19 protein-coding genes and 2 pseudogenes are annotated in these 19,818 nt (G+C 69.3%); 11 read left to right on the forward strand and 10 right to left on the reverse strand.

The features are described 5' to 3' along the window. Window positions 1–54 precede the first annotated feature (54 nt). Window positions 55–495 (reverse strand): helix-turn-helix domain-containing protein, encoded by a 441-nt coding sequence (locus AC07NX_RS10165; RefSeq protein ID WP_051963768.1) that lies wholly within the window; start codon window positions 493–495, stop codon window positions 55–57. Window positions 496–837: 342 nt separating this feature from the next. Between AC07NX_RS10165 and AC07NX_RS10170 the strand changes: the two genes are divergently transcribed. Then, window positions 838–1,170: an Mpo1-like protein gene (locus tag AC07NX_RS10170; protein ID WP_494641470.1), complete on the forward strand. Its 333-nt coding sequence runs from the start codon at window positions 838–840 to the stop codon at window positions 1,168–1,170. 95 nt (window positions 1,171–1,265) lie between these two features. Beyond that, window positions 1,266–3,254, forward strand: coding sequence for a methylmalonyl-CoA mutase family protein (locus AC07NX_RS10175; protein WP_494641472.1), 1,989 nt, complete (start codon window positions 1,266–1,268; stop codon window positions 3,252–3,254). A 16-nt stretch (window positions 3,255–3,270) separates the two neighbouring features. On the opposite strand, the gene AC07NX_RS10180 is transcribed toward AC07NX_RS10175, so the two are convergent. From AC07NX_RS10180 to AC07NX_RS10195, 4 genes are all read right to left on the reverse strand, one after another. Beyond that, the gene (locus tag AC07NX_RS10180; protein ID WP_494641474.1) at window positions 3,271–3,555 is read right to left on the reverse strand and encodes a type II toxin-antitoxin system RelE/ParE family toxin; all 285 of its coding nucleotides are present in this window, start codon (window positions 3,553–3,555) and stop codon (window positions 3,271–3,273) included. Continuing rightward, window positions 3,552–3,845: an antitoxin of toxin-antitoxin stability system gene (locus tag AC07NX_RS10185; RefSeq protein WP_494641476.1), complete on the reverse strand. Its 294-nt coding sequence runs from the start codon at window positions 3,843–3,845 to the stop codon at window positions 3,552–3,554. The genes AC07NX_RS10180 and AC07NX_RS10185 overlap by 4 nt, the downstream gene beginning before the upstream one ends. Window positions 3,846–3,936: 91 nt before the next feature. Then, the gene (locus AC07NX_RS10190; protein WP_494641478.1) at window positions 3,937–4,764 is read right to left on the reverse strand and encodes a nucleotidyltransferase domain-containing protein; all 828 of its coding nucleotides are present in this window, start codon (window positions 4,762–4,764) and stop codon (window positions 3,937–3,939) included. Window positions 4,765–4,768: 4 nt separating this feature from the next. After that, complete coding sequence (locus AC07NX_RS10195; protein ID WP_494641480.1) at window positions 4,769–6,145, reverse strand: MFS transporter; 1,377 nt, start codon at window positions 6,143–6,145, stop codon at window positions 4,769–4,771. A gap of 91 nt (window positions 6,146–6,236) precedes the next feature. Between AC07NX_RS10195 and AC07NX_RS10200 the strand changes: the two genes are divergently transcribed. Continuing rightward, a complete protein-coding gene (locus AC07NX_RS10200; RefSeq protein ID WP_494641483.1) occupies window positions 6,237–6,962 on the forward strand; it encodes an extensin-like domain-containing protein in 726 nt (241 codons plus the stop codon). Between the two features lie 45 nt (window positions 6,963–7,007). On the opposite strand, the gene AC07NX_RS10205 is transcribed toward AC07NX_RS10200, so the two are convergent. Together AC07NX_RS10205 and AC07NX_RS10210 are read right to left on the reverse strand one after the other, a co-directional pair. Further along, window positions 7,008–7,484 carry an SRPBCC family protein gene (locus tag AC07NX_RS10205; protein ID WP_494641485.1) on the reverse strand — a complete coding sequence of 159 codons (477 nt, stop codon included), beginning with the start codon at window positions 7,482–7,484 and terminating at the stop codon, window positions 7,008–7,010. Window positions 7,485–7,604: 120 nt separating this feature from the next. Then, complete coding sequence (locus AC07NX_RS10210) at window positions 7,605–8,282, reverse strand: diguanylate cyclase domain-containing protein (protein WP_494641487.1); 678 nt, start codon at window positions 8,280–8,282, stop codon at window positions 7,605–7,607. Window positions 8,283–8,602: 320 nt separating this feature from the next. Here AC07NX_RS10210 and AC07NX_RS10215 point away from each other — a divergent pair, with 320 nt between their 5' ends. After that, the gene (locus tag AC07NX_RS10215) at window positions 8,603–9,367 is read left to right on the forward strand and encodes an SDR family oxidoreductase (protein ID WP_494641489.1); all 765 of its coding nucleotides are present in this window, start codon (window positions 8,603–8,605) and stop codon (window positions 9,365–9,367) included. A gap of 150 nt (window positions 9,368–9,517) precedes the next feature. Beyond that, window positions 9,518–12,088 carry a response regulator gene (locus AC07NX_RS10220; protein ID WP_494641491.1) on the forward strand — a complete coding sequence of 857 codons (2,571 nt, stop codon included), beginning with the start codon at window positions 9,518–9,520 and terminating at the stop codon, window positions 12,086–12,088. Between the two features lie 30 nt (window positions 12,089–12,118). Here AC07NX_RS10220 and AC07NX_RS10225 read toward each other — a convergent pair whose 3' ends face one another. Then, window positions 12,119–12,550, reverse strand: coding sequence for an RrF2 family transcriptional regulator (locus AC07NX_RS10225; protein ID WP_494641493.1), 432 nt, complete (start codon window positions 12,548–12,550; stop codon window positions 12,119–12,121). Window positions 12,551–12,683: 133 nt separating this feature from the next. Here AC07NX_RS10225 and AC07NX_RS10230 point away from each other — a divergent pair, with 133 nt between their 5' ends. The 3 genes and pseudogenes from AC07NX_RS10230 to AC07NX_RS10240 all read left to right on the forward strand — a co-directional run bounded on the left by AC07NX_RS10230 (window position 12,684) and on the right by AC07NX_RS10240 (window position 15,118). Further along, complete coding sequence (locus AC07NX_RS10230; protein ID WP_494641495.1) at window positions 12,684–13,091, forward strand: group III truncated hemoglobin; 408 nt, start codon at window positions 12,684–12,686, stop codon at window positions 13,089–13,091. 39 nt (window positions 13,092–13,130) lie between these two features. Next, on the forward strand, window positions 13,131–14,339 hold the full coding sequence (gene hmpA, locus AC07NX_RS10235; RefSeq protein ID WP_494641497.1) for an NO-inducible flavohemoprotein: 1,209 nt from the start codon (window positions 13,131–13,133) through the stop codon (window positions 14,337–14,339). A 113-nt stretch (window positions 14,340–14,452) separates the two neighbouring features. Continuing rightward, a pseudogene (locus tag AC07NX_RS10240) lies at window positions 14,453–15,118 on the forward strand (class I SAM-dependent methyltransferase). On the opposite strand, the gene AC07NX_RS10245 reads toward AC07NX_RS10240, so the two are convergent. Then, complete coding sequence (locus AC07NX_RS10245; RefSeq protein WP_494641499.1) at window positions 15,115–16,266, reverse strand: aminotransferase; 1,152 nt, start codon at window positions 16,264–16,266, stop codon at window positions 15,115–15,117. The pseudogene AC07NX_RS10240 and the gene AC07NX_RS10245 overlap by 4 nt on opposite strands. 194 nt (window positions 16,267–16,460) lie before the next feature. Here AC07NX_RS10245 and AC07NX_RS10250 point away from each other — a divergent pair, with 194 nt between their 5' ends. Then, window positions 16,461–18,083 (forward strand): efflux MFS transporter permease, encoded by a 1,623-nt coding sequence (locus AC07NX_RS10250; RefSeq protein ID WP_494641501.1) that lies wholly within the window; start codon window positions 16,461–16,463, stop codon window positions 18,081–18,083. Then, window positions 18,083–19,168, forward strand: a complete 1,086-nt coding sequence (locus AC07NX_RS10255; protein ID WP_494641503.1) for an HlyD family secretion protein — start codon at window positions 18,083–18,085, stop codon at window positions 19,166–19,168. Before AC07NX_RS10250 ends, AC07NX_RS10255 begins: the two co-directional genes overlap by 1 nt. 40 nt (window positions 19,169–19,208) lie before the next feature. Here AC07NX_RS10255 and AC07NX_RS10260 read toward each other — a convergent pair. Continuing rightward, window positions 19,209–19,359: pseudogene (locus AC07NX_RS10260) on the reverse strand (hypothetical protein). Window positions 19,360–19,442: 83 nt separating this feature from the next. On the opposite strand from AC07NX_RS10260, the gene AC07NX_RS10265 reads away from it, so the two are divergent. Next, complete coding sequence (locus AC07NX_RS10265) at window positions 19,443–19,700, forward strand: GlsB/YeaQ/YmgE family stress response membrane protein (RefSeq protein ID WP_494641505.1); 258 nt, start codon at window positions 19,443–19,445, stop codon at window positions 19,698–19,700. The last annotated feature ends 118 nt before the right edge of the window (window positions 19,701–19,818 follow it).

A 19,818-nucleotide genomic window follows, 5' to 3' on the forward strand; every position in this document is an offset into this window, starting at 1 on the left:
CCCCGGCGACGGATCGCCGGGGCCCGAACGGACTAGCTACTGATGTCGCCGCGATCAGGCGGCGGCGTTTTCCACGCGAGCGGCTTCTTCAGCCATGGCGCGGACCAGGTCGAGAACCTGACGACGGACGCGACCGCGACCGATCTTCGGGAACACCTCGGCCAGTTCCAGGCCCTCGGGGGTGGTCAGGAACTCCTGCACGATGCGCTCGGCCTGCTGGCCGATCTCGTCGCCGTCCGAGCCGTCCATCGGGTCGGCCAGGCCGTCGAAGAAGAACGACACCGGGACTTGCAGGGTCTTGGCGATCTCGTAGAGCTTGGACGCGCTGACGCGATTGGCTCCGCGCTCGTACTTCTGCACCTGCTGAAAGGTCAGGCCCAGCGAGTCGGCCAGCTGTTCCTGGCTGACGCCCAACAGCTTGCGACGCATCCGAACACGGCCACCGACGTGGAGATCGACGGGATTTGGGCGTCGGCCCTCGGTTTCTTCGCTCAAGTTTCGCCTCCAAAGGTTGTCCAGTCACCATGCCACGTCCGAGGCGTTCGTGGAACGCTGCGACGGCGAAGCGCGGCGTTAGGTCGCTGAGGTTCAGCTTGTTAACCTCAGCTTGCACTAACGAAACGGACGTAGGCGCCCAGATCGCGGCGATTTCCGGGCCGAATTATTTCGGCAGCGCTTCAGATTCGTACGCCGAGTCGCTCCGGGAACGGAACAGAATCACCACAAACTACCGTAATGGAAGAGTTAACGATTGTCGCTCTCCATGAGGGAGGTGGTCCGGCGCGTGGCGAGAGCGACGGCCTTGCCACGGCGGCCCGCCGGGCGGAACATCGGCCCATGGCCACGCATGACTGGAACGCCGAAGACAAGGATGGACGCTACCGCACCTTCGCGGCGTTCTATCCGTTCTACCTGACCGAACACGTCAACCGCACCAGCCGGCGGCTGCACGTGATCGGCACGACCCTGGTCATTGCGGCTGTGATCCTTGGTTTCCTGGTCGATTGGCGCTTCTTCGTCGCCGCGCCTGTGGTCGGTTACGGCTTCGCCTGGGTGGGGCACTTCGTGTTCGAGAAGAACCGGCCGGCCACGTTCAAGTATCCGTTCTACAGCCTGGCGGGCGACTTTCGGCTGTGGTTCGAGGTGGTGACGGGCAAGCGGGCGTTCTGAGGTCGGCGGCTTCGTTCGCTCTTGCGATGTTGCGCCGCAACAAGGCCCGGTTCATGATCGTTGGTAATCAAGAACGACAGGACGGGAAGCGCAGGATGACCTCCAAGCCGTTCCAGCACGCGCCCGACGCGCCCTGGATCTTCCGCACCTATGCGGGGCATTCCACGGCCGAGATGTCCAACGCGCTGTACCGGGCCAACCTGGCCAAGGGCCAGACCGGCCTGTCCGTCGCCTTCGACCTGCCCACCCAGACCGGCTACGACGCCGACCACATCCTGGCGCGCGGCGAGGTCGGCAAGGTCGGCGTGCCCATCGCCCACCTGGGCGACATGCGCCAGCTGTTCGACCGGATCCCGCTGGAGCAGTCCAACACCTCCATGACCATCAACGCCCCGGCCGCCTGGCTGCTGGCGATGTACGTGGCGCTGGCCGACGAGCAGGGGGCCGACCGCAAGCTGCTGCAGGGCACCACCCAGAACGACCTGATCAAGGAGTATCTGAGCCGCGGCACCTACATCTTTCCGCCGGGACCCAGCCTGCGGCTGATCGGCGACATGATCGCCTGGTGCTATCGCGAGGTTCCCAGGTGGAACCCGATGAACGTCTGCAGCTATCACCTGCAGGAGGCCGGCGCGACGCCGGAGCAGGAGCTGGCCTTCGCCCTGGCCACGGCGATCAGCGTGCTCGACACCGTCAGGGCCGGCGGCCAGGTCCCCGACCAGGACTTCGAGATCGTCGCCTCGCGGATCAGCTTCTTCGTCAACGCCGGCGTGCGGTTCGTGACCGAGCTGTGCAAGATGCGCAGCTTCACCCGTCTGTGGGACCAGATCCTGCTGGAGCGCTACGGCGTCCAGGACCCGAAGGCCCGTCGCTTCCGCTACGGCGTGCAGGTCAACAGCCTGGGCCTGACCGAGCAGCAGCCCGAGAACAACGTCTACCGCATCCTGATCGAGGCCCTGGCGGTGACGCTCAGCAAGGACGCCCGTTGCCGGGCCCTGCAGCTGCCGGCCTGGAACGAGGCCCTGGGCCTGCCGCGCCCGTTCGACCAGCAGTGGTCGCTGCGCCTGCAGCAGGTGCTGGCCTACGAAACCGACCTCCTGGAATACGAGGACCTGTTCGACGGCAGCCACGTGGTCGAGGCCAAGGTCGCGGAGCTGTCCAGGGGTGCGCTGGAGCAGCTGGCCCTGATCGACGAGATGGGCGGGGCCCAGAACGCCATCGACTACATGAAGGCGAAGTTGGTGGCCTCCAACGCCCAGCGGGTGCGCTCGGTCGAGACCGGCGACCTGACCGTGGTCGGGGTCAACCGCTGGACCGACAGCGAGGCCTCGCCGCTGGCCGCCGGCGGCAAGGCGATCGAGACGGTCGATCCGCTGCTGGAGGCCGACGTCGTCGAGCGGCTGAAGGCCTGGCGCGCGGCCCGCGACCCGGCCGCCGCCGAAGCCGCCCTGGCCGCGCTGAAGGCCGCCGCCGCCGATGGCCGAAATATCATGGAACCCTCGATCGCCGCCGCCAAGGCCGGGATCACCACCGGCGAGTGGGCCGGGACCCTGCGCGAGGTGTTCGGCGAATATCGCGGTCCCACCGGCGTGGCGGTCGTGGTCTCCTCCGGCGAGGCCGAGGACGTCGAGGCGGTCAAGCGGGAGGTCGAACGGGTCTCCCAGGTGCTGGGCCGCACCCTGACCTATCTGGTCGGCAAGCCGGGCCTGGACGGCCATTCCAACGGCGCCGAGCAGATCGCCACCCGGGCTCGGGCCTGCGGCATGGAGGTGATCTACGACGGCATCCGCTCGACCCCCGAAGAGATCGTCCGCCGCGCCAAGGCAGGCCGCGCCCACGTGGTGGGCCTGTCGATCCTGTCGGGCTCGCACCTGGACCTGGTGCAGGAGGTCGTCCGCCTGATGCGCGCCGAGGGGTTGGACCACATCCCCGTGGTGGTCGGCGGCATCATCCCGGAGGCCGACGCCCTGGTCCTCAAGCAGATGGGCGTGGCGCGGATCTACACGCCCAAGGATTTCAGGATCACCGAGATCATGGGCGACGTGGTGCGGCTGGTGGAGGCGGCGGTGGTGGCGGAAGCTTGAGGGGGCGCAGCGTCCGTCAGCCGTGTTCCGGCGGCCATTGGCGCGAGGTGTGGATCAAGGTCAGGATCCAGACCGTGTCGTCTCCGACTTCATAGATCAGCCTGTAATTCTCGTGCGGGAAGATTTCCCGTGTTCCGGTGACTTTTCCGACGCGGCCCATCCGAGGGAAACGGGCCAGGGATTCGGCGGCCTCGGTGAAGAGGGTGTCCATCCTGACGGCGGCTCTGGGGCTGTCGGCGGCGATGTGGTCGGCGATGGCGAGGCGATCAAGCCTGGCGGACGCCGTCCAGTGGACCTTCACGTCTCGGCCTCGTCCGCCTTTCTCAGCAGGTCAGCGCGGCGGGCCGCGAACTCGGCCTCGACGTCTTCGTTGGAGAAGGTCAGGCCAGCCTCGCGCTCCGTCCGGGCGATCTCCACCTTGCGGCGGACAAATCCCTCATAGTCCCTCGCCTCGCGCTGGCGCTGAACGAAGTCGCGCATCAGATCGCGCACGATCTGCGAGGCCGGTCGATGCGCGGCCGCCGCCTCGGCGATGAACGCGTCCCGCAATTGGGGCTCGAGCTTCATGGTGAAGACGGCGTCCTTGGGCATGATCGGTTCCATTGTCGGCACAACGTATATACGTTGTCACTATCAGCAAGCCAAGTGATCGTTGGGCGAGCGGGCGTGTCGCGAATCCGCGTTACGCCGCCCCGATCAGCGTCCGGAACGCCGCCTCGGTCCGGATCCACAACGCCGGATCGCGGCGGGGTTCGAGCGCCTTCTGGCCGAGGCCCCAGGTCATCTGCTCGCGCACGTAGTCGTCGATGGCCGGGATGCGCGCGCCCATGCCAACCATCTCGCCGGCCGCCTGCTTGCGGGCCTGCAGCTCCGCAAGAGCCTCGGCGGTGGCGTCCGGCAGGCGCACGTCCTCCAGCAGGCGCGGCAGGTTCATCGGCGGCGCGCCGGTATTGCCCTCGCGCAGCCAGTGCAGGGTGACCGCCGGGCGGATGACGTAGAAGTACTTCTTCAGGCGAACCTCGGTCCGGCCCTCTATGAAACTGCCCCACTGCCGGCGCGCCAGGCCGTAATAGTGGGCCACGTCGCCGTGAAGGTTCTGCCAGTCGCGGGCCAGGGGCTCGAACAGCGATCGGAACGCCGGATCCTCGGCATAGATGATCGGGGACGACAGCCATTCGGAGACCACGGCGTTGCCGCGCGACACCAGTTTCAGGGCCTTGGAAACATCCCAGCCGCCGACGTCGAGGTCGTCGGCGTCGATCGGCCGCTCGATCACGTCGCGCGGCGGCTGCAGGGCCAGGTAGTCGCTGACCGGGCGCGCATAGAGGAAGCGGACGTCATAGTCGCTGTCGGGCGAGTGGAAGCCCCAGGCGCGACTGCCGGACTCGACGGCTAGCAGGATGCGCACGCCCTCCTCGCGGGCGATCTCGTCCAGCTTGCGGCCGATCTGGACGCGGCGCTCGGATGACACGGCGCCGGCGGCGTCGAAATCGAGGATCGGATCGGCCATGGTCTCAGTCCTGTCCCAACCGCCACGCCGCCAGCAGCCCCGCCGCAGCCAGCGGAATGAACGCCGCGAACAGCCATAGCCCGTGCGAGAGGCCGCTCTCCGGCGTCACCCCGTGCGCGAAGCCCAGGACGTTGGCCAGGGCGCCGGCCGCGGCCGCGCCGGTGGCGCCGCCGATCAGCTGGGTGGTGGGGACGGCGGCCGAGGCCAGGGGCTGTTCCTCGACCGGCGCGCCGCCGATCACCCGCTTGGCCAGGAACGCCCAGCAGATCCCGAAACCGCTGCCCAGCAGCACCATCGACAGGGTGATGCCGATCAGGCCGCCATGGACCATCTCGTAGGCGCCCCAGGCGACGCCGGCCAGGATGGTCACCGCGCCGATGCGGATCGCTCGGCCTTCGTGCCTGGGCTTGAGGCCCGCGACCACGAACGAGAACGCCGTCCAGCCGGCCGCGATGCCGCCGATCACATAGCCGCTGAGCAGGGGATCGGCGCCGTGCAGCACCTGGATAAAGGTGGGGCCATAGACCGAGAAGCCGACCGTCGCGGCCTCGCAGAAGAAGATCACAGCCAGGCCAAGCCCCGTCGCCGTGGCCAGGTCGCCGGCCGCGCGCGGCAGCAGGCGGTCGCCGGTGCGGGCGTTGACCGCCAGCATGGCGGCCATGGCCAGGATTCCGAACGCCGCGCACAGGGCCGCGGCCAGACCGCCCGGCACGACGCCGGCGGCGGCGATCAGGGTCACGCCCAGGGTCAGCAGGGCCAGCTGCCGCCCGGGGATGCGCCCGCCCTCCGGCGCCTTGGGCGCGGAGGGCACCATGACCAGCACCGCGCCCACGAAGATCACGGCCTGGGCCACGAAGAACCAGAAGGCCCCGCGCCAGAAGCCGGCCTGGGCGAACAGTCCGCCGCACAGCGGGCCCAGCAGGGTGGCCGCGCCCCAGACCCCGGCGATCGCGCCATAGACCCGCGGCCACAGGCTTTCGGGGAACATGGCGCTGATCGCCACGTAGCACAGGGAGACGATCGCCCCGGCGCCCAGTCCCTGGACCAGGCGGCCGGCCACGAAGACCAGGAAGTCCGGCGCCGCCGCCCCCATGGCGCAGCCGATCGCGTAGGCCACGCCGGCCAGGGCGGTGGCGCGCCTCAGGCCGAAGCGGATCGACAGCTTGCCGGCGCAGGCGCCCGCCAGGATCGAGCCCAGCAGGAAGGCGGCGATCGACCAGCCGAAGTACTGCCAGCCGCCGATCTCCTGGGCGACGCTGGGCATGATCGTCACCGTCACCAGGGTGTCGGCGGCGTTCAGCCAGATGCCCAGGCACAGCAGGGCGAAGCGCGGGGCCAGTTCGGCGTTCAGCAGGCCGCGCCAGCTGTTCGAGGGGGTCATGAGCGTCTCCAGCGCGGCGGTAATGGCCTTTCGCGGCCGACAAGCCAAGCTTCGCGGCTGAACTTCGTCGCCGCCGCGCCGTTGGATGGGGGTGAAACTGGTCCTGCGCGAACCTTCTCCCGAAGCCCGGTCGCTGGCCGGCCTGGCCGGCTTCCTGCTCGACCTGCTGCTGGCCGGCCTGCTGGTCTTCGCCCTGGTCGACCGCCTGGCGCCGCCGCAGGACCTGCCGTGGAAGCCGTTCTCGCTGGACCAGCCGCTCGGCCTGGCCACGGCCGGCAAGCTGGCGCGGATCAGCGCCGACCCGGCGGCCTGCCGGGCCGCCCTGCGCGAGGGCGGGGTGCGGTTCGTGGAGGGCGAGACGCGCGGGACCGGCTTCTGCTCGACGCGAAACACCGTGCGGGCGGCCGGCCGCCTGGCCCCCGCCGCGCCGGTCATGACCTGTCCGCTGGCCCTGGACTACGCGCTATGGGAGCGCCAGGTGCTGGTCCCGGCGGCGCGCGAGATCCTGCACAGCCGGCTGACTCGGGTGGACCACTACGGAACCTATGCCTGCCGCACGATCTACGGCCGGCCCGGCGAGCGGCCCAGCGCCCATGCCCGCGCCGCCGCCCTGGACGTGGCCGGCTTCCGCTTCGCCGACGGCCGCCGGGCCACGGTGGCCGCCGACTTCCGCGCCGACAGCGACGAGGGCCGTTTTGTCCGGGCGGCGCGGAACGGCGCCTGCCGGGTGTTCGGCGTCGTCCTGGGCCCGGACTACAACGCCGCGCACCGCGACCACTTCCACCTGGAAGGCGGCGGCTGGAACAAGTGCGCGTGAGGTAGGCGAGGGCGGGGACAGGCGCATGCGCCTGTCCCCGATCGCTCAGAACGTCCGGGCCACTTCGGCCAGTTGGTCGGCGACGACGCCCCAGCCTTCGTGGAAGCCCATCTGCTCGTGGGCCTGGCGGTCCTCGACCGTCCAGTGGCGCGCGGTGGCGGTGTAGCGGGTCGTGCCGTCGCCCAGGTCCTCGAACTCGACGATCGCCACCATGAACGGCTTCTCCGACGGGACCCAGGCCGAGGTGAAGGCGTCGGTGAACACCAGGCGCCTGTTCGGGACGACCTCGAGATAGACGCCGGGATTGGGCATCTCCTCGCCGTTGGGGCCGCGCATGACGATCAGGCTGGAGCCGCCGGGCCGGATGTCCATCTCGGCGTGCGAGACCGTCCAGGGCTTGGGGCAGAACCATTCGTGCAGGCGCTCGGGCGTCGTCCAGCACTTGAACAGCTTGTCGGCGGGCACGTCGATGATGCGGGTCAGCACCAGTTCGCGGTCGGCGATGGGGGAGGGGGTGGTCATGGCGTTGTCTCCGGGTTTCGGTTCGTGCCCCGAGGACGGCTCCGCGAGCGCCCATCCGACATCGCCGGAGAAATTTTGTGGCGCAAGGCCTCGCCTCGGCGAAAGCCTCGCCGCGAGGGGTCAGGCCTGGCCCGTTCCTCGCCGGTTGGAACAGGATTCCGCCGACTGCTCGCACTTGGCGCGCTGGAGGGCGGCGTCGACGTGATGGACGAGGACGCCGGGACGCAGCTCGGTGTTCGCACTGGTCGCCACGCCGACCGCCGCCCCGCCGATCCTCAGCGCCAGGTCATCGATCTCGAACGGCGCTTCCAGGGCGCGGACCAGCCGCTGGGCGGGATGCCTGGCGGCCCGGGCGCAATCGAGGCGAGGCAGCACGACGGCGAACTCGTCGCCGCCGAGGCGCGCCACCATCTCGTCCTCCCGCGCGACCGACTGCAGGCGTTCGGCGACCATGCGCAGCAGTCGATCGCCGACCGCGCGGCCATGGGCCTCGTTGATCGGCGTGAACCGCTTCAGGTCGATCAGCAGCAGGCCGGTGACCTCGTCGCCGGTCTTGCGCGTCTGCAGGGCCTGGCCCAGGAATTCGAGCATCCGGTTGCGGTTGGCCAGGCCGGTCAGCGGATCCCGCGTCTCCAACTGGGCGAGGCGCTGCTCGGCCGCCGACCGCCGATCCGACTCGGCGCGCAGTTCGAACGTCTTGAGGGCCGCGAAGCCGGAAAGGGCGACGACGGCCAGCAGCGAAGCCGCGGCGTCGATTCGCCAGCCTGCGGGGCCGTGGCTGAAGGCGCGCTCGACCACCTCGAATTCGATGAAGACCTCGAGGGCAAGAAAGCTCGCGCAGATCAGGACGCCCGCTGTCTGAAGGCGATTAAATAAACTTTCCTTTCCTAAGGTCCTTGGCATGATGATCATTTACCATTGTCGCGAGAATGTGATTGTATGACTAATAGAATGTCGTCTGTATTCAACAGTACATGACATCTCGCTATCGACTAGCGTGGTGCAGCAATAGGTCGCAGAGCGGCTCCGAACCGGTCGGTGGCCGGCGCCGGCTTGACGCACGCTCTCGGCGACACCACTGTGTCGTAAATTCAAACAAGTGTTTTAGGGAGCGCGCGATGACCCTCTTCGACCTCACCGACAAGGTGGCCATCATCACCGGCAGCTCGCGGGGGATCGGCAAGGCCATCGCCCAGCGCCTGGCCGAGCATGGGGCCAAGGTGGTGATCTCCTCGCGCAAGGCCGGGCCCTGCGACGAGGTGGCGGCCGAGATCAACGCCCGCCACGGCGAGGGGACGGCCATCGCCGTCCCCGCCAATATCGCCTCGAAGGAGGATCTGCAGCGCCTGGTCGACGAGACGAAGCGGGCGTTCGGCAAGGTCGACATCTGCGTCTGCAACGCCGCGTCCAATCCCTATTACGGCCCGCTGGCCGGCATCGCCGACGACCAGTTCCGCAAGATCCTGGACAACAACATCATCAGCAATCACTGGCTGATCGGCATGGTCGCGCCGGAGATGCGCGCGCGGCGGGACGGGGCCATCATCATCGTCAGCTCGATCGGCGGCCTGCGCGGCAACGCCGTCATCGGGGCCTACAACATCTCCAAGGCCGCCGACTTCCAGCTGGCCCGCAACCTGGCCCACGAGTTCGGCCCCGACAACGTGCGGGTCAACTGCATCGCGCCGGGCCTGATCAAGACCGACTTCGCCAAGGCGCTGTGGGAGGATCCGGAGATCCTGGAGCGCTCGACCAAGGGCGTGCCGCTGCGCCGGATCGGCGAACCGGACGAGCTGGCCGGGGCCGCGGTCTACCTGGCTTCGAAGGCGGGCAGCTTCATGACCGGACAAGCCCTGGTGGTGGATGGCGGCGCCACCATCTAGGCGACGCTGAAAGGTCGGGTAAGCGACCGAAAAGAGAGAGAATTTTCCCCGCCGCCGCCATCTCGCGGCGGAACGTCGCGCCGGGTCGATCTTAACTTGGAATACAGGCCCTTTCCCGTACCGTACCGATGTTCATCGGGAAACCACGGCTTGCGGCGCTACGTCCTGTTCCTTGCGGCGATCGCAATCCTGTTGGCCGGGGCCGGCCCGGCTTCCGCGCGGTCGTCCCAGTCGGCCAAGCTGGACGCCCTCTATCGCGAGATCCGGCGCGACGAGATCCAGCCCCCCGCGCGCGAGAACGACGACATCGAGCGCGCCGGGCGCCGGGCGCTGAAGCAGCACGGCGACAAGCGCCTCTACGGCCTGTGGTCGGTGCTCTATGCCTACAAGAGCAACCAGGTCCAGCCGCAGTTCGACGATTGGGCCCGCCGCGTGCAGCGGGTGGCCGAGGACGAACACGACACCGAGCTGGCGACGCTGGTGGATCTGCTGCGAATGGCCTACCGCCACGAGTCGGGCGGTTTCCGCACCTTTACCGAGGCCGACTGGACCCGGTTCCTGGACCGTTCGGGGCCGAACATCCGGTTGATGGCCGCGGTCGAACGCGTCCGCAGCCTGGGCCGATCGGGGCAGTGGGCCGACGCCTCGCGCCTGGCCGCCGAGGCCACGGGCCAGCTGGAGCGGCGCGGCGACATCGCTCGGCCCCTGCTGGCCGAGCTCCATCAGGTGCACTCCTACACCCTGTCCTATATCGGCGATAAGGAGGGCGCGCTGGACCACATGAGCCAGGCCGCCCGCCTGGACGAGGGCAACGCCTTCTACATGCGCAAGGTCGAGCGCATCTACGACATCGCCTACACCGCCGCCGAGGTGGGCGAACTGGACGCCGCCGAGCACTTCGCCGGCGTGCACCACAACATGACCCAGGCGGCCGGCGACCCGGACCTGAAGACCTGGGACCGCTATCTGTGCGCCCGCATCGCCAGCGACCGGCACGCCCCGCGGCGAGTGCTGCGGTGCCTGGCCGACGGCGACTTCGAGATCGCCCATCCGACCAACCGCCTGACCGGCCTCAGCCTGCGCCTGCGCGCCCAGGCCCGGGCCGAGCTGGGCGACGCCGCCGCCGCCAGGGGCGACCTGGAAGCGCTGCGCGCCGTGCCGGTCGACAGGCTGGAGCGCGATCCCCAGGCCGAGCTGCTGCTGAGCGCCTATATCGCCCTGGCCGAGCATCGCGGCGAGGAGGCCTTCCGCCTGCTCGACCAGTGGCGCCGGCAGGATCACGAACGGACCCAGGCGGCCCTGTCGCGCAACGGCGCCCAGATGGCGTCGGCGCTGGAGACCGAGCTGAAGTCCAAGCGCGACGAGAGCAAGCGCCTGACCGCCGAGGTCGAGCTGAACCGCCGCCTGGCCCACGCCTCGATCATCATCGCCATGCTGCTGGGCGTGCTGGTGCTGGGCGGGGTGGCCTGGGGCGTCTATCTGCGTCGGGCCTCTGAACGGCTGAAGGAGGCCCGCGGCCGCGCCGAGACGGCCAACGAGGCCAAGTCCGCCTTCCTGGCGGTGATGAGCCACGAGCTGCGCACGCCGCTGAACGGCATGCTGGGCATGGCCCAGGCCCTGCGCACCGAGAGCCTCGACGTCCGCCAGCGCGAACAGGTCGAGCTGATGATCGACAGCGGCGACACCCTGCTGGTGCTGCTCAACGACATCCTGGACCTGTCGAAGATCGAGGCCGGCAAGCTGGAGATCGCGCCCACGGCCGGCGACCTGGTCGGGGTCTGCGCCCGCCTGGTGGGCGGCTACCAGCCCACCGCCCGCGAGAAGGGGGTCGAACTGACCTTCACCCTGGCCGGCGAGCCGCCGCCGATGCTGCTGTTCGACGCCGTGCGCGTGCGCCAGTGCCTGGCCAACCTGCTGTCCAACGCCCTGAAGTTCACGGTGGTCGGCCGGGTCGACGTGACCCTGGCCTGGCTGCCGGACCCGCAGACCGGGCGCACGGCGGTGAGCCTGACGGTGCGCGACACCGGCATCGGCATGAGTCCGGCCACCCTGGCCAAGCTGTTCGGCGCCTTCACCCAGGCCGACGCCTCGACCACCCGCACCTTCGGCGGCACCGGCCTTGGCCTGAACATCACCCGCCGCCTGGCCGAACTGATGGACGGCGAGATCCTGGTCGAGAGCCGCGAAGGCCAGGGCTCGGTCTTCACGCTCGGCTTCCAGGTCGATGTCGCCGCCGCCTCGGCGACGGACGGGGCGACGCCCGCCTTCGGCGCCGCCAACGAGGACGAGCCGGCGCGCTCGCCCCTGCAGGGCCGCCGCGTGCTGGTCGTCGACGACCATCCGGTCAACCGCCGGGTCATCAAGCTGTTCCTGGCCCCGTTCGACTGCGACCTGGTGGAGGTCGAGAACGGCCGCGAGGCCCTGGGCGCACTGGAGGCCGAGGCCTTCGACCTGGTGCTGATGGACGTCAACATGCCGGTGATGGACGGGCTGGAGGCCACGCGCCGCCTGCGCCGCGATCCGCGCTGGGCCGGCCTGCCGGTCATCGCCCTGACCGCCGATGTCATGCGCACCCAGATCGACACCTGCCTCGAGGCCGGCATGGACGCCCACATCGCCAAGCCGATCGACCTGCGCGACCTGCTGTCGGTGCTGGTCCAGGTGCTGGACAAGCGGGGCGCGGCGGCCGGCGCCGACAGGGTCGATGTTGGGGCCTTCTGACAGATCCTCTCCCGCAAGGGGAAGGACGGATCAAGCCGGCTCCGCGATCCCGAACAGCGACCGCATCTGGTGGCGCCGGTCCAGCAGGTCTTCCAGCGTGTACTTGTCCAGAACGGCGATGAACGCCGCCGTCGCCTCGTTCAGCACGCGGGGCAGGGTGCAGGCCGGGGCGATCACGCAGCCTCCGCAGTCGACCAGCTGGAAGCCCTCCTCGGTCTGGCGCACCACCTGGCCGACGACGATCTGACCGGCGGGGCGGGCCAGGGCGACGCCGCCGCCCCGGCCGCGCACCGTGCGCACGAAGCCCGCCTTGCCCAGATCCTGCACCACCTTCATCAGATGGTTCTGCGAGATCCCGTAGAGCGCCGCGATCTCGCCGATCGACGACAGGCCGTCGTCGCCGCGCGCCGCCAGGTGCAGCAGCACCCGCATGGCGTAGTCGGTGTAGCGCGTCAGGCGCATCGGTGCTCCGGGCGTCGATCCCCAGGCCTCGAAGAGGGCGACCTAAGGGCGAATACGTAAAACAAGTATTCTGATTGCATGTTTTGGCGCGGGCTTATAGATGCATTTTATACGCATCATTCAGGCCTTTCTCATGGACTCCAGCCAAGCCGCCGAGATCGAAGCCGTCCTGCCGGCCTTGCTGGACCGCTTCTATGCTCGCGTGCGGGTCGACGAAGAACTGGGGCCGGTGTTCAACGACGCCGTCGAGGACTGGGACCGACATCTGGCCGCCCTGATCGATTTCTGGTCGTCGGTGATGCTGACCACCGGTCGCTACAAGGGCGATCCGATGCGGGCCCACATGCGGCACGGCCATCGTATCCCCTCGGAGATGTTCGGCCGCTGGCTGGCGCTCTGGAACCAGACGACCAACGAAATGGTCTCGCCCGAGGTCGCCGCGTCCATGCAGGCCAAGGCCGCCCGCATCGCCCGGAGCCTGGACCTGACCCACCATTTCCGCCTGCCCAAGGCGGAGCTTTCACGACCCGCGGCGTCCTAGCGGCGTCCGAACCAGACCATCCAGACAAGGAGAGAGACAATGGCGGCTGCGCTGAGCGCGGACACGATCGCGCGCGTCAAGGCCACGGTTCCGGCCCTGGCCGAACATGGCGAGGCGATCACCCTGGCGATGTACGCCCGGCTGTTCCAGGACGCCCATATCAAGGCGCTGTTCAACCACGCCAACCAGAGCACCGGCGCCCAGCCCAAGGCCCTGGCCGGGGCGGTGCTGGCCTACGCCCAGAACATCGACAACCTGGGCGCCGTGCTGCCGGTGGTCGAGCGCATCGCCCAGAAGCATGTCGGCTACCACATCCTGGCCGAGCACTATCCGTTCGTCGCCAAGGCCCTGCTGGGCGCGATCAAGGACGTGCTGGGCGAGGCGGCCACCGACGAGATCCTGGGAGCCTGGGGTGAGGCCTACTGGTTCCTGGCCGACATCCTGATCGATCGCGAAGCCGGGATCCGGGCCGAGATCGAGGCGGTCGACGGCGGCTGGACCGGCTGGCGCGACTTCGTCGTCGCCGAGAAGATCCGCGAGAGCGCGGTGATCACCTCGTTCGTGCTACGTCCCAAGGACGGCGGGCCGGTGATCGCTCACAAGCCGGGCCAGTACCTGACCTTCCGCCTCGACTTGCCGGGCGCTCCGGGCGAAAAGCGCAACTATTCGATCTCGGGCGGGCCAAAAGGCGAGGGCTACCGCATCTCGGTCAAGCGCGAGGATCTGGGCGCGGCTTCGCGGTTCCTGCACGATCAGGTCCAGGTCGGCGACGTGCTCTCGGCCACTCCGCCGGCCGGCGACTTCTTCCTGGCCGACCAGCCGGTTCGGCCGGTGGTGCTGCTCAGCGGCGGTGTCGGCCTGACGCCGATGGTCAGCATGGTCGAACACATCGCCCAGGCCCATCCGGCGCTGGAAGCCCACTTCGTGCACGGCGCGCTCAACAGCGACGTCCACGCGCTGGACAGCCATGTCCGGGCCCTGGCCAAGGACCATGGCGGCGTGACGGTCACCACCTTCTACAGCGAACCGCTGGCGGGGGACCGGGCGGGCGAGACGCATGATGTCGACGGCCTCATCACGATCGACTGGCTGAAGGCCAACACGCCGTTCGCCGAGGCTGACTTCTACCTCTGCGGCCCCGCGCCGTTCCTGAAGGCCTTCGTCAACGGCCTGGTGGGCGCCGGCGTGCCGGCCGACCGCATCCACTACGAGGTGTTCGGTCCGTCCGCCGAGGCGATCGCGGCGTAGGCCCTGGGACTGGGGCGTCGCCGTGCTATCCAGACGGCATGAGCGACGCCTCTTCTTCCGACGATCCGGCCAAGAACGGCTGGGCCGACTCCGCGGCGGCCTGGATCGCCGACATGGGCGAGCATGGCGACTACGGCCGTCAGTACGTGCTCGACCCGGTGGTTCGCGAACGCCTGGGCGGACGTGGCTTCCGCAAGGCGCTGGACGTGGGCTGCGGCGAAGGCCGGCTCTGTCGCATGCTGTCGGGCTTCGGCGTCGAGACGGTGGGGCTGGACCCGACCCAGGCCCTGCTGAACGAGGCCCGACGCCGGCATCCGGACGGCAGGTAAGTGGACGGCCTCGCGGGCGCGCTGCCGTTCGAGGACGGCGGCTTCGATCTGGTCGTCAGCTGCCTGAGCCTGATCGACATCCCCGATTTCGAGCCCGCGATCGCCGAGATGGCCCGCGTCCTGGCGCCGGGCGGGACCCTGTTCGTCGCCAACCTGACCAGCTTCTCGACCGCGCGCATCGACGCCCCGATCACGGAGCGCTGGATCAACGCCCCCGGCGTGCGGATCGACCGCTACCTGGAGCAGCGATCCCGCTGGGAGGCCTGGCGCGGCATCCGGATCGTCAACTGGCACCGGCCCCTGTCGGCCTATATGAGCGCCTTCCTGGGCGCGGGCCTGCATCTGACCCATTTCGACGAGCCGGCGCCGGTGGGCGGCGATCCGGCCAAGGCCGAACGCTATCGCGGCGTGCCCTGGTACGTGGTGATGGAGTGGGAGAAGCCGGCCTAGCCCCGCGCCGCCGCCAGCCGCTTCACCGCCTCGTCCAAAGTCTCGTCCGCCTTGGCGAAGCAGAGGCGCAGGACGTGGCGCACGGGATCCTCCGCGTAGAAGGCCGAGACCGGGATGCTGGCCACGCCGTGGTCACGCACGGCCCGCAGGGCGAAGGTCCGGTCATCCTCGTCGATCCCCGAGGCCGCGAGGTCGATATTGAGGAAATAGGTGCCGCCGCTGTCGAGCACCACGAAGCCCGCCGCGCGCAGGCCCGCCGCCAGCCGGTCGCGTGAGCGCTGCAGGCCGGCCGGCATGGCCTCGAACCAGTCGCCGGGCTGCTGGAGCCCGAACGCCACCGCCTCCTGCAGGTTGGGCGGGGTGGTGAAGGTCAGGAACTGGTGGGCGCCGGCCAGGGCCCGGGTCAGGGCGGGGGCGGCGCACAGGAAGCCGACCTTCCAGCCAGTCATGCCGAACATCTTGCCGGCCGAGCCGATCTTCACGGTGCGCGCGCGCATGCCCGGATAGCCGATCAGCGGCCGGTGCTCGCGACCGTCGAACACCACGGCCTCCCAGACCTCGTCGCAGACCGCCACGGCGTCGTGCCGGACGCAGAATTCGGCCAGCAGGGCCAGGTCCTCGTCGGGCGTGACGACGCCGGCTGGATTGAGCGGGGTGTTCAGCACCACCATCCGCGTCTTGTCGGTGAACGCCGCTTCCAGCATCGCCCGGTCGAATCGCCAGTGCGGCGGCGCCAGGCGCACCAGTTTCGGCACGCCGCCGGCCCGCTTCACCATTGGCAGGTAGGCGTCGTACAGCGGCTGGAACAGCACCACCTCGTCGCCGGGCGAGATCAGGCTGAGGAACGCCGCCGCCAGGGCCTCGGTCGCGCCCGAGGTGACGACGATCTCGCTCTCCCAGTCCAGGTCCAGCCCCTGGGTCCGGCCGTAGTGCGCCGCCACCGCCTGGCGCAGGGCGGGCAGGCCGCGCATGGGCGGATACTGGTTCGTGCCGTCGATCAGCGCCTCGCCGGCCTTGCGGCGCAGGGCCATCGGCCCGGCGTCGTCGGGAAAGCCCTGGCCCAGATTGATCGCGCCCGTCGCGCGGGCCAGGCCGCTCATCTCCTCGAAGATGGTGGTGGGCAGGTCGGCATAGACGGGGTGGACCATGGCGCGGGGCTCCTCAAGGCCTTGCCTAGCACGGGTTGCGCGATCGCGGGTTTGTTCAAGTCCCATCGGCGGCGTTAGCCTAGGTTCGGTGAACGGATGGAGCGAAAGCCTAGCTGGACCGTTGGAGCCAAAGCCCCCGCGCCTTCCGGCAGGCTGCGTGGTGGAAGGGCATGGATCGTGGAGGTGAACGCTCTTTGACCGACAGCGCCGTCCCAGCCTCGCCCCCTTCGCCGCCCCCATCCGCGAGTTGGACCTGGGCGCACGGGCTGGCCTACGGGGCGGTGTCGATGCTGCTGGGCCTGACCCAGGGGCTGGGCGCCAACCTGATCAACAACAACCTGCCCTGGATCCAGGGCTCGCTGGGCGCCTACACCAACGAGTCGGCCTGGCTGTCGATCGCCTACACCGCCGCCAACGCCACGATCGGCCTGCTGGCCGTGAAGTTCCGCTTCCAGTACGGGCTGCGATTGTTCGCCGACATCGGCCTGGGGCTGTTTATCGTCATCGGCCTGGCTCACCTGTTGAGCAACGACCTGCGCTCGGCGATCGCCGTGCGGGCGGCGGCGGGCATGGCGGCCTCGGCCCTGTCGACCCTGACCCTGCTCTACATGGTCGAGGCCGCGCCGCCGGAGCGGCGGATCGTCGGCCTGGCCCTGGGAATCGGCTGGGCCCAGCTGGCCGTACCGCTGTCGCGGCTGGTGTCTTCCGACCTGCTCGACACCGGCCAATGGCATGGACTGTACCTGGCCGAGATCGGGCTCAGCGTCGTCTGCCTGTCGGCGGTCAACCTGCTGCGCCTGCCGCCCGTGCCCCGCGTGCAGATGTTCGAGTGGCGCGACTTTCTCACCTTCGCCCTCTTCGCCCCCGGGATCGCCTTGCTGTGCGTCGTGCTGGGGCAGGGGCGCTATGTCTGGTGGTTCGACACCGCCTGGATCGGCTGGTGCCTCGTGGCGGCCATCGTGCTGCTGGTCGCTTCCGCCCTGGTCGAGCTGCATCGCAAAAAGCCGCTGATCCACCTGCGCTGGCTGACCAGCGCCGACCTGCTGCGCCTGCTGGTGATCATCCTGCTGTTCCGCATCGTGCTGTCCGAGCAGGGCGTGGGCGCGTTCGGCCTGCTGCAGGTCCTGGGCATGAACAACGACCAGATGGCCGGGCTGTCGTGGGTGATGTTCTTCGCCACCCTGGCCGGCATGGTCATCGTCGCCTTTACGATCAATCCCGAGCACGTCAGCACCCCGGCCCTGGTCGCCCTGCTGATGGTCGCCGCGGCGGCGTGGATGGACAGCCGGTCGACCAGCCTGACCCGGCCCGAGCAGATGTATCTGAGCCAGGGCATGATGGCCTTCGCCGGGGCGTTGTTCCTGCCCGCCGCCCTGCTGGCCGGTTTCCCGCGCGCCATCCGGATGGGCCAGGAGTACATCGTCAGCTTCATCGTGCTGTTCTCGACCGGCCAGGTGATCGGCGCCCTGGGCGGCTCGGCCTTCCTGGGCACGCTGATGACCATCCGCGAGCGGGTGCATTCCGACGCCATCGTCAGCCGGCTGAGCCTGACCGACCCGCAGGTGGCCCTGCGCGTCAGGCAGCTGTCGGGGTCCTACGCCGGGGTGCTGACCGATCCCAGCCTGCGGAGCGGCGAAGGCGCGGCCCTGCTGGCCCAGCAGGCGACGCGCGAGGCCACGGTGCTGGCCTATGACGACGTGTTCGCCACCGTGGCGGTGATGGCGCTGATGGTCTTCGCCTATCTGTTGTTCCTGCGCGTCCGGACCGACCTGCGCCAGCGGCGCGCGGCCCGGCTGACGCCCGTGGAGGTCGCCTGATGTCCGATCCGCAAGCCCCGCCGGTTCCGCCTCAAGCCCCCTTGGCGCCGCCGAAGCGCCTGTGGTCGCGCGCCGCCATTCCGGTGATCGTCGCCGGGGTCGGCGGGGTGCTGCTGGTGCTGTACGCCTGGAGGCTGCCGCCGTTCACCGGCACGGTCCAGAGCACCGAAAACGCCTATGTCCGCGGCTATGTCACCCTGCTGGCGCCCAAGGTCGACGGCTATGTGACGGCGGTGGCCGTCAGGGACTTCCAGGCCGTGAAGGCGGGCCAGGTCCTGGTCCAGATCGACGACCGCATCTATCGCCAGAAGCTGGCCCAGGCGGAGGCCGGCGTGCAGTCCGCCCAGGCGGCGCTGGACGCCAACCTGCAGGCCCAGACCGCCAACGCCGCCCAGATCCGCCTCGCCGAGGCCCAGACCAGCAGCAGCCAGGCCGCCTTGGCCAAGGCCGAGGTCGACATGCGCCGGGCCGAGCCGCTGCTGGCTCAGGGCTGGCTGGCCCCCAGCCAGCGCGACGTGCTGCGGGTCGCCCAGCGCCAGGCCACGGCCGGCGTCGCCCAGGCCCACGCCAACACCGACATCGCCCGTCAGGCCCTGGCCACCACCCGGGTCAATCGCGAGGGGCTGGAGGCGACCCTGGCCAACGCCCGCGCCGCCGTCGAACTGGCCCGCATCGACCTGGCCAACACCACCATCCGCGCGCCCGAGGACGGGGCGGTGGGCGAGGTCGGGGTCAAGCTGGGCCAGTACGTCGCCGTCGGGACCCAGCTGATGGGCATCGTGCCGCGCCAGACCTGGGTGACCGCCAACTTCAAGGAAACCCAGACCGCCCGCATTCGCGTGGGCCAGCCGGCGGTGGTCCAGATCGACGCCCTGGGCGGGCTGAAGCTGCGCGGCCATGTCGAGCGGCTGGGGCCGGCCACCGGCTCGGAGTTCGCGGTGATCAAGCCCGACAACGCCACGGGCAACTTCACCAAGGTGGTCCAGCGCCTGCCGACCCGCATCGTGCTGGACCCGAACCAGGACGGGGTCGCCCGCCTGCGGCCGGGCATGAGCGTGGTGGCCCGGGTCGACACCGCGCGTTAGGGTCCGTCCCCAATTGCGCGTCGGTGATACCCAAGCGAAATCAGGGCTCTAATTTGTTGTCATCCCGGAAAGCGCGTAGCGCTTGTCCGGGACCCAGGAGCCGGCGCAGTGCGGTGGCCCCTGGGTCCCGGCCCTACGGTCCGCCAGGCGGACCTTCGGCCGGGATGACAACTGAAAATCAACGATCCAATGGAGTCCGGACCCTGGGGCGGTAGCAACCAAGCGCGTTCTCGGGCATTTTCCCCGACAACCTTGGCTGTCAGGAATCAACGACATGAACGGTGTGGGCTTCATCGGCGCGATCATCATCGGCATCTTCGCCGGCTGGATCGCCGAGCAGATCATGGGCCGCAGTCACGGCCTGATCACCAACCTGATCGTCGGCCTGGTCGGCGCGCTGATCGGCGCGTTCCTGGCCAGCATGCTGGGCATTCACTTCATGGGCTGGATCGGCAGCCTGATCATCTCGACGATCGGCGCGATCGTGCTGCTGTTCCTCCTGGGCCTGTTCAAGGGCCGCAACCGGGTCTGAGGCCGGGTCTGAGGAAGGCCGTCTCCAATAGTCTGTCATCCCGGGCGTAGCGAAGCGAAGACCCGGGACCGCCGGAAGCTCGGAGTTCCCGCGTCGGTCCCGGATCGGCGCGCTGCGC

Source organism: Caulobacter sp. GW821-FHT09A05 (genome assembly GCF_059418465.1).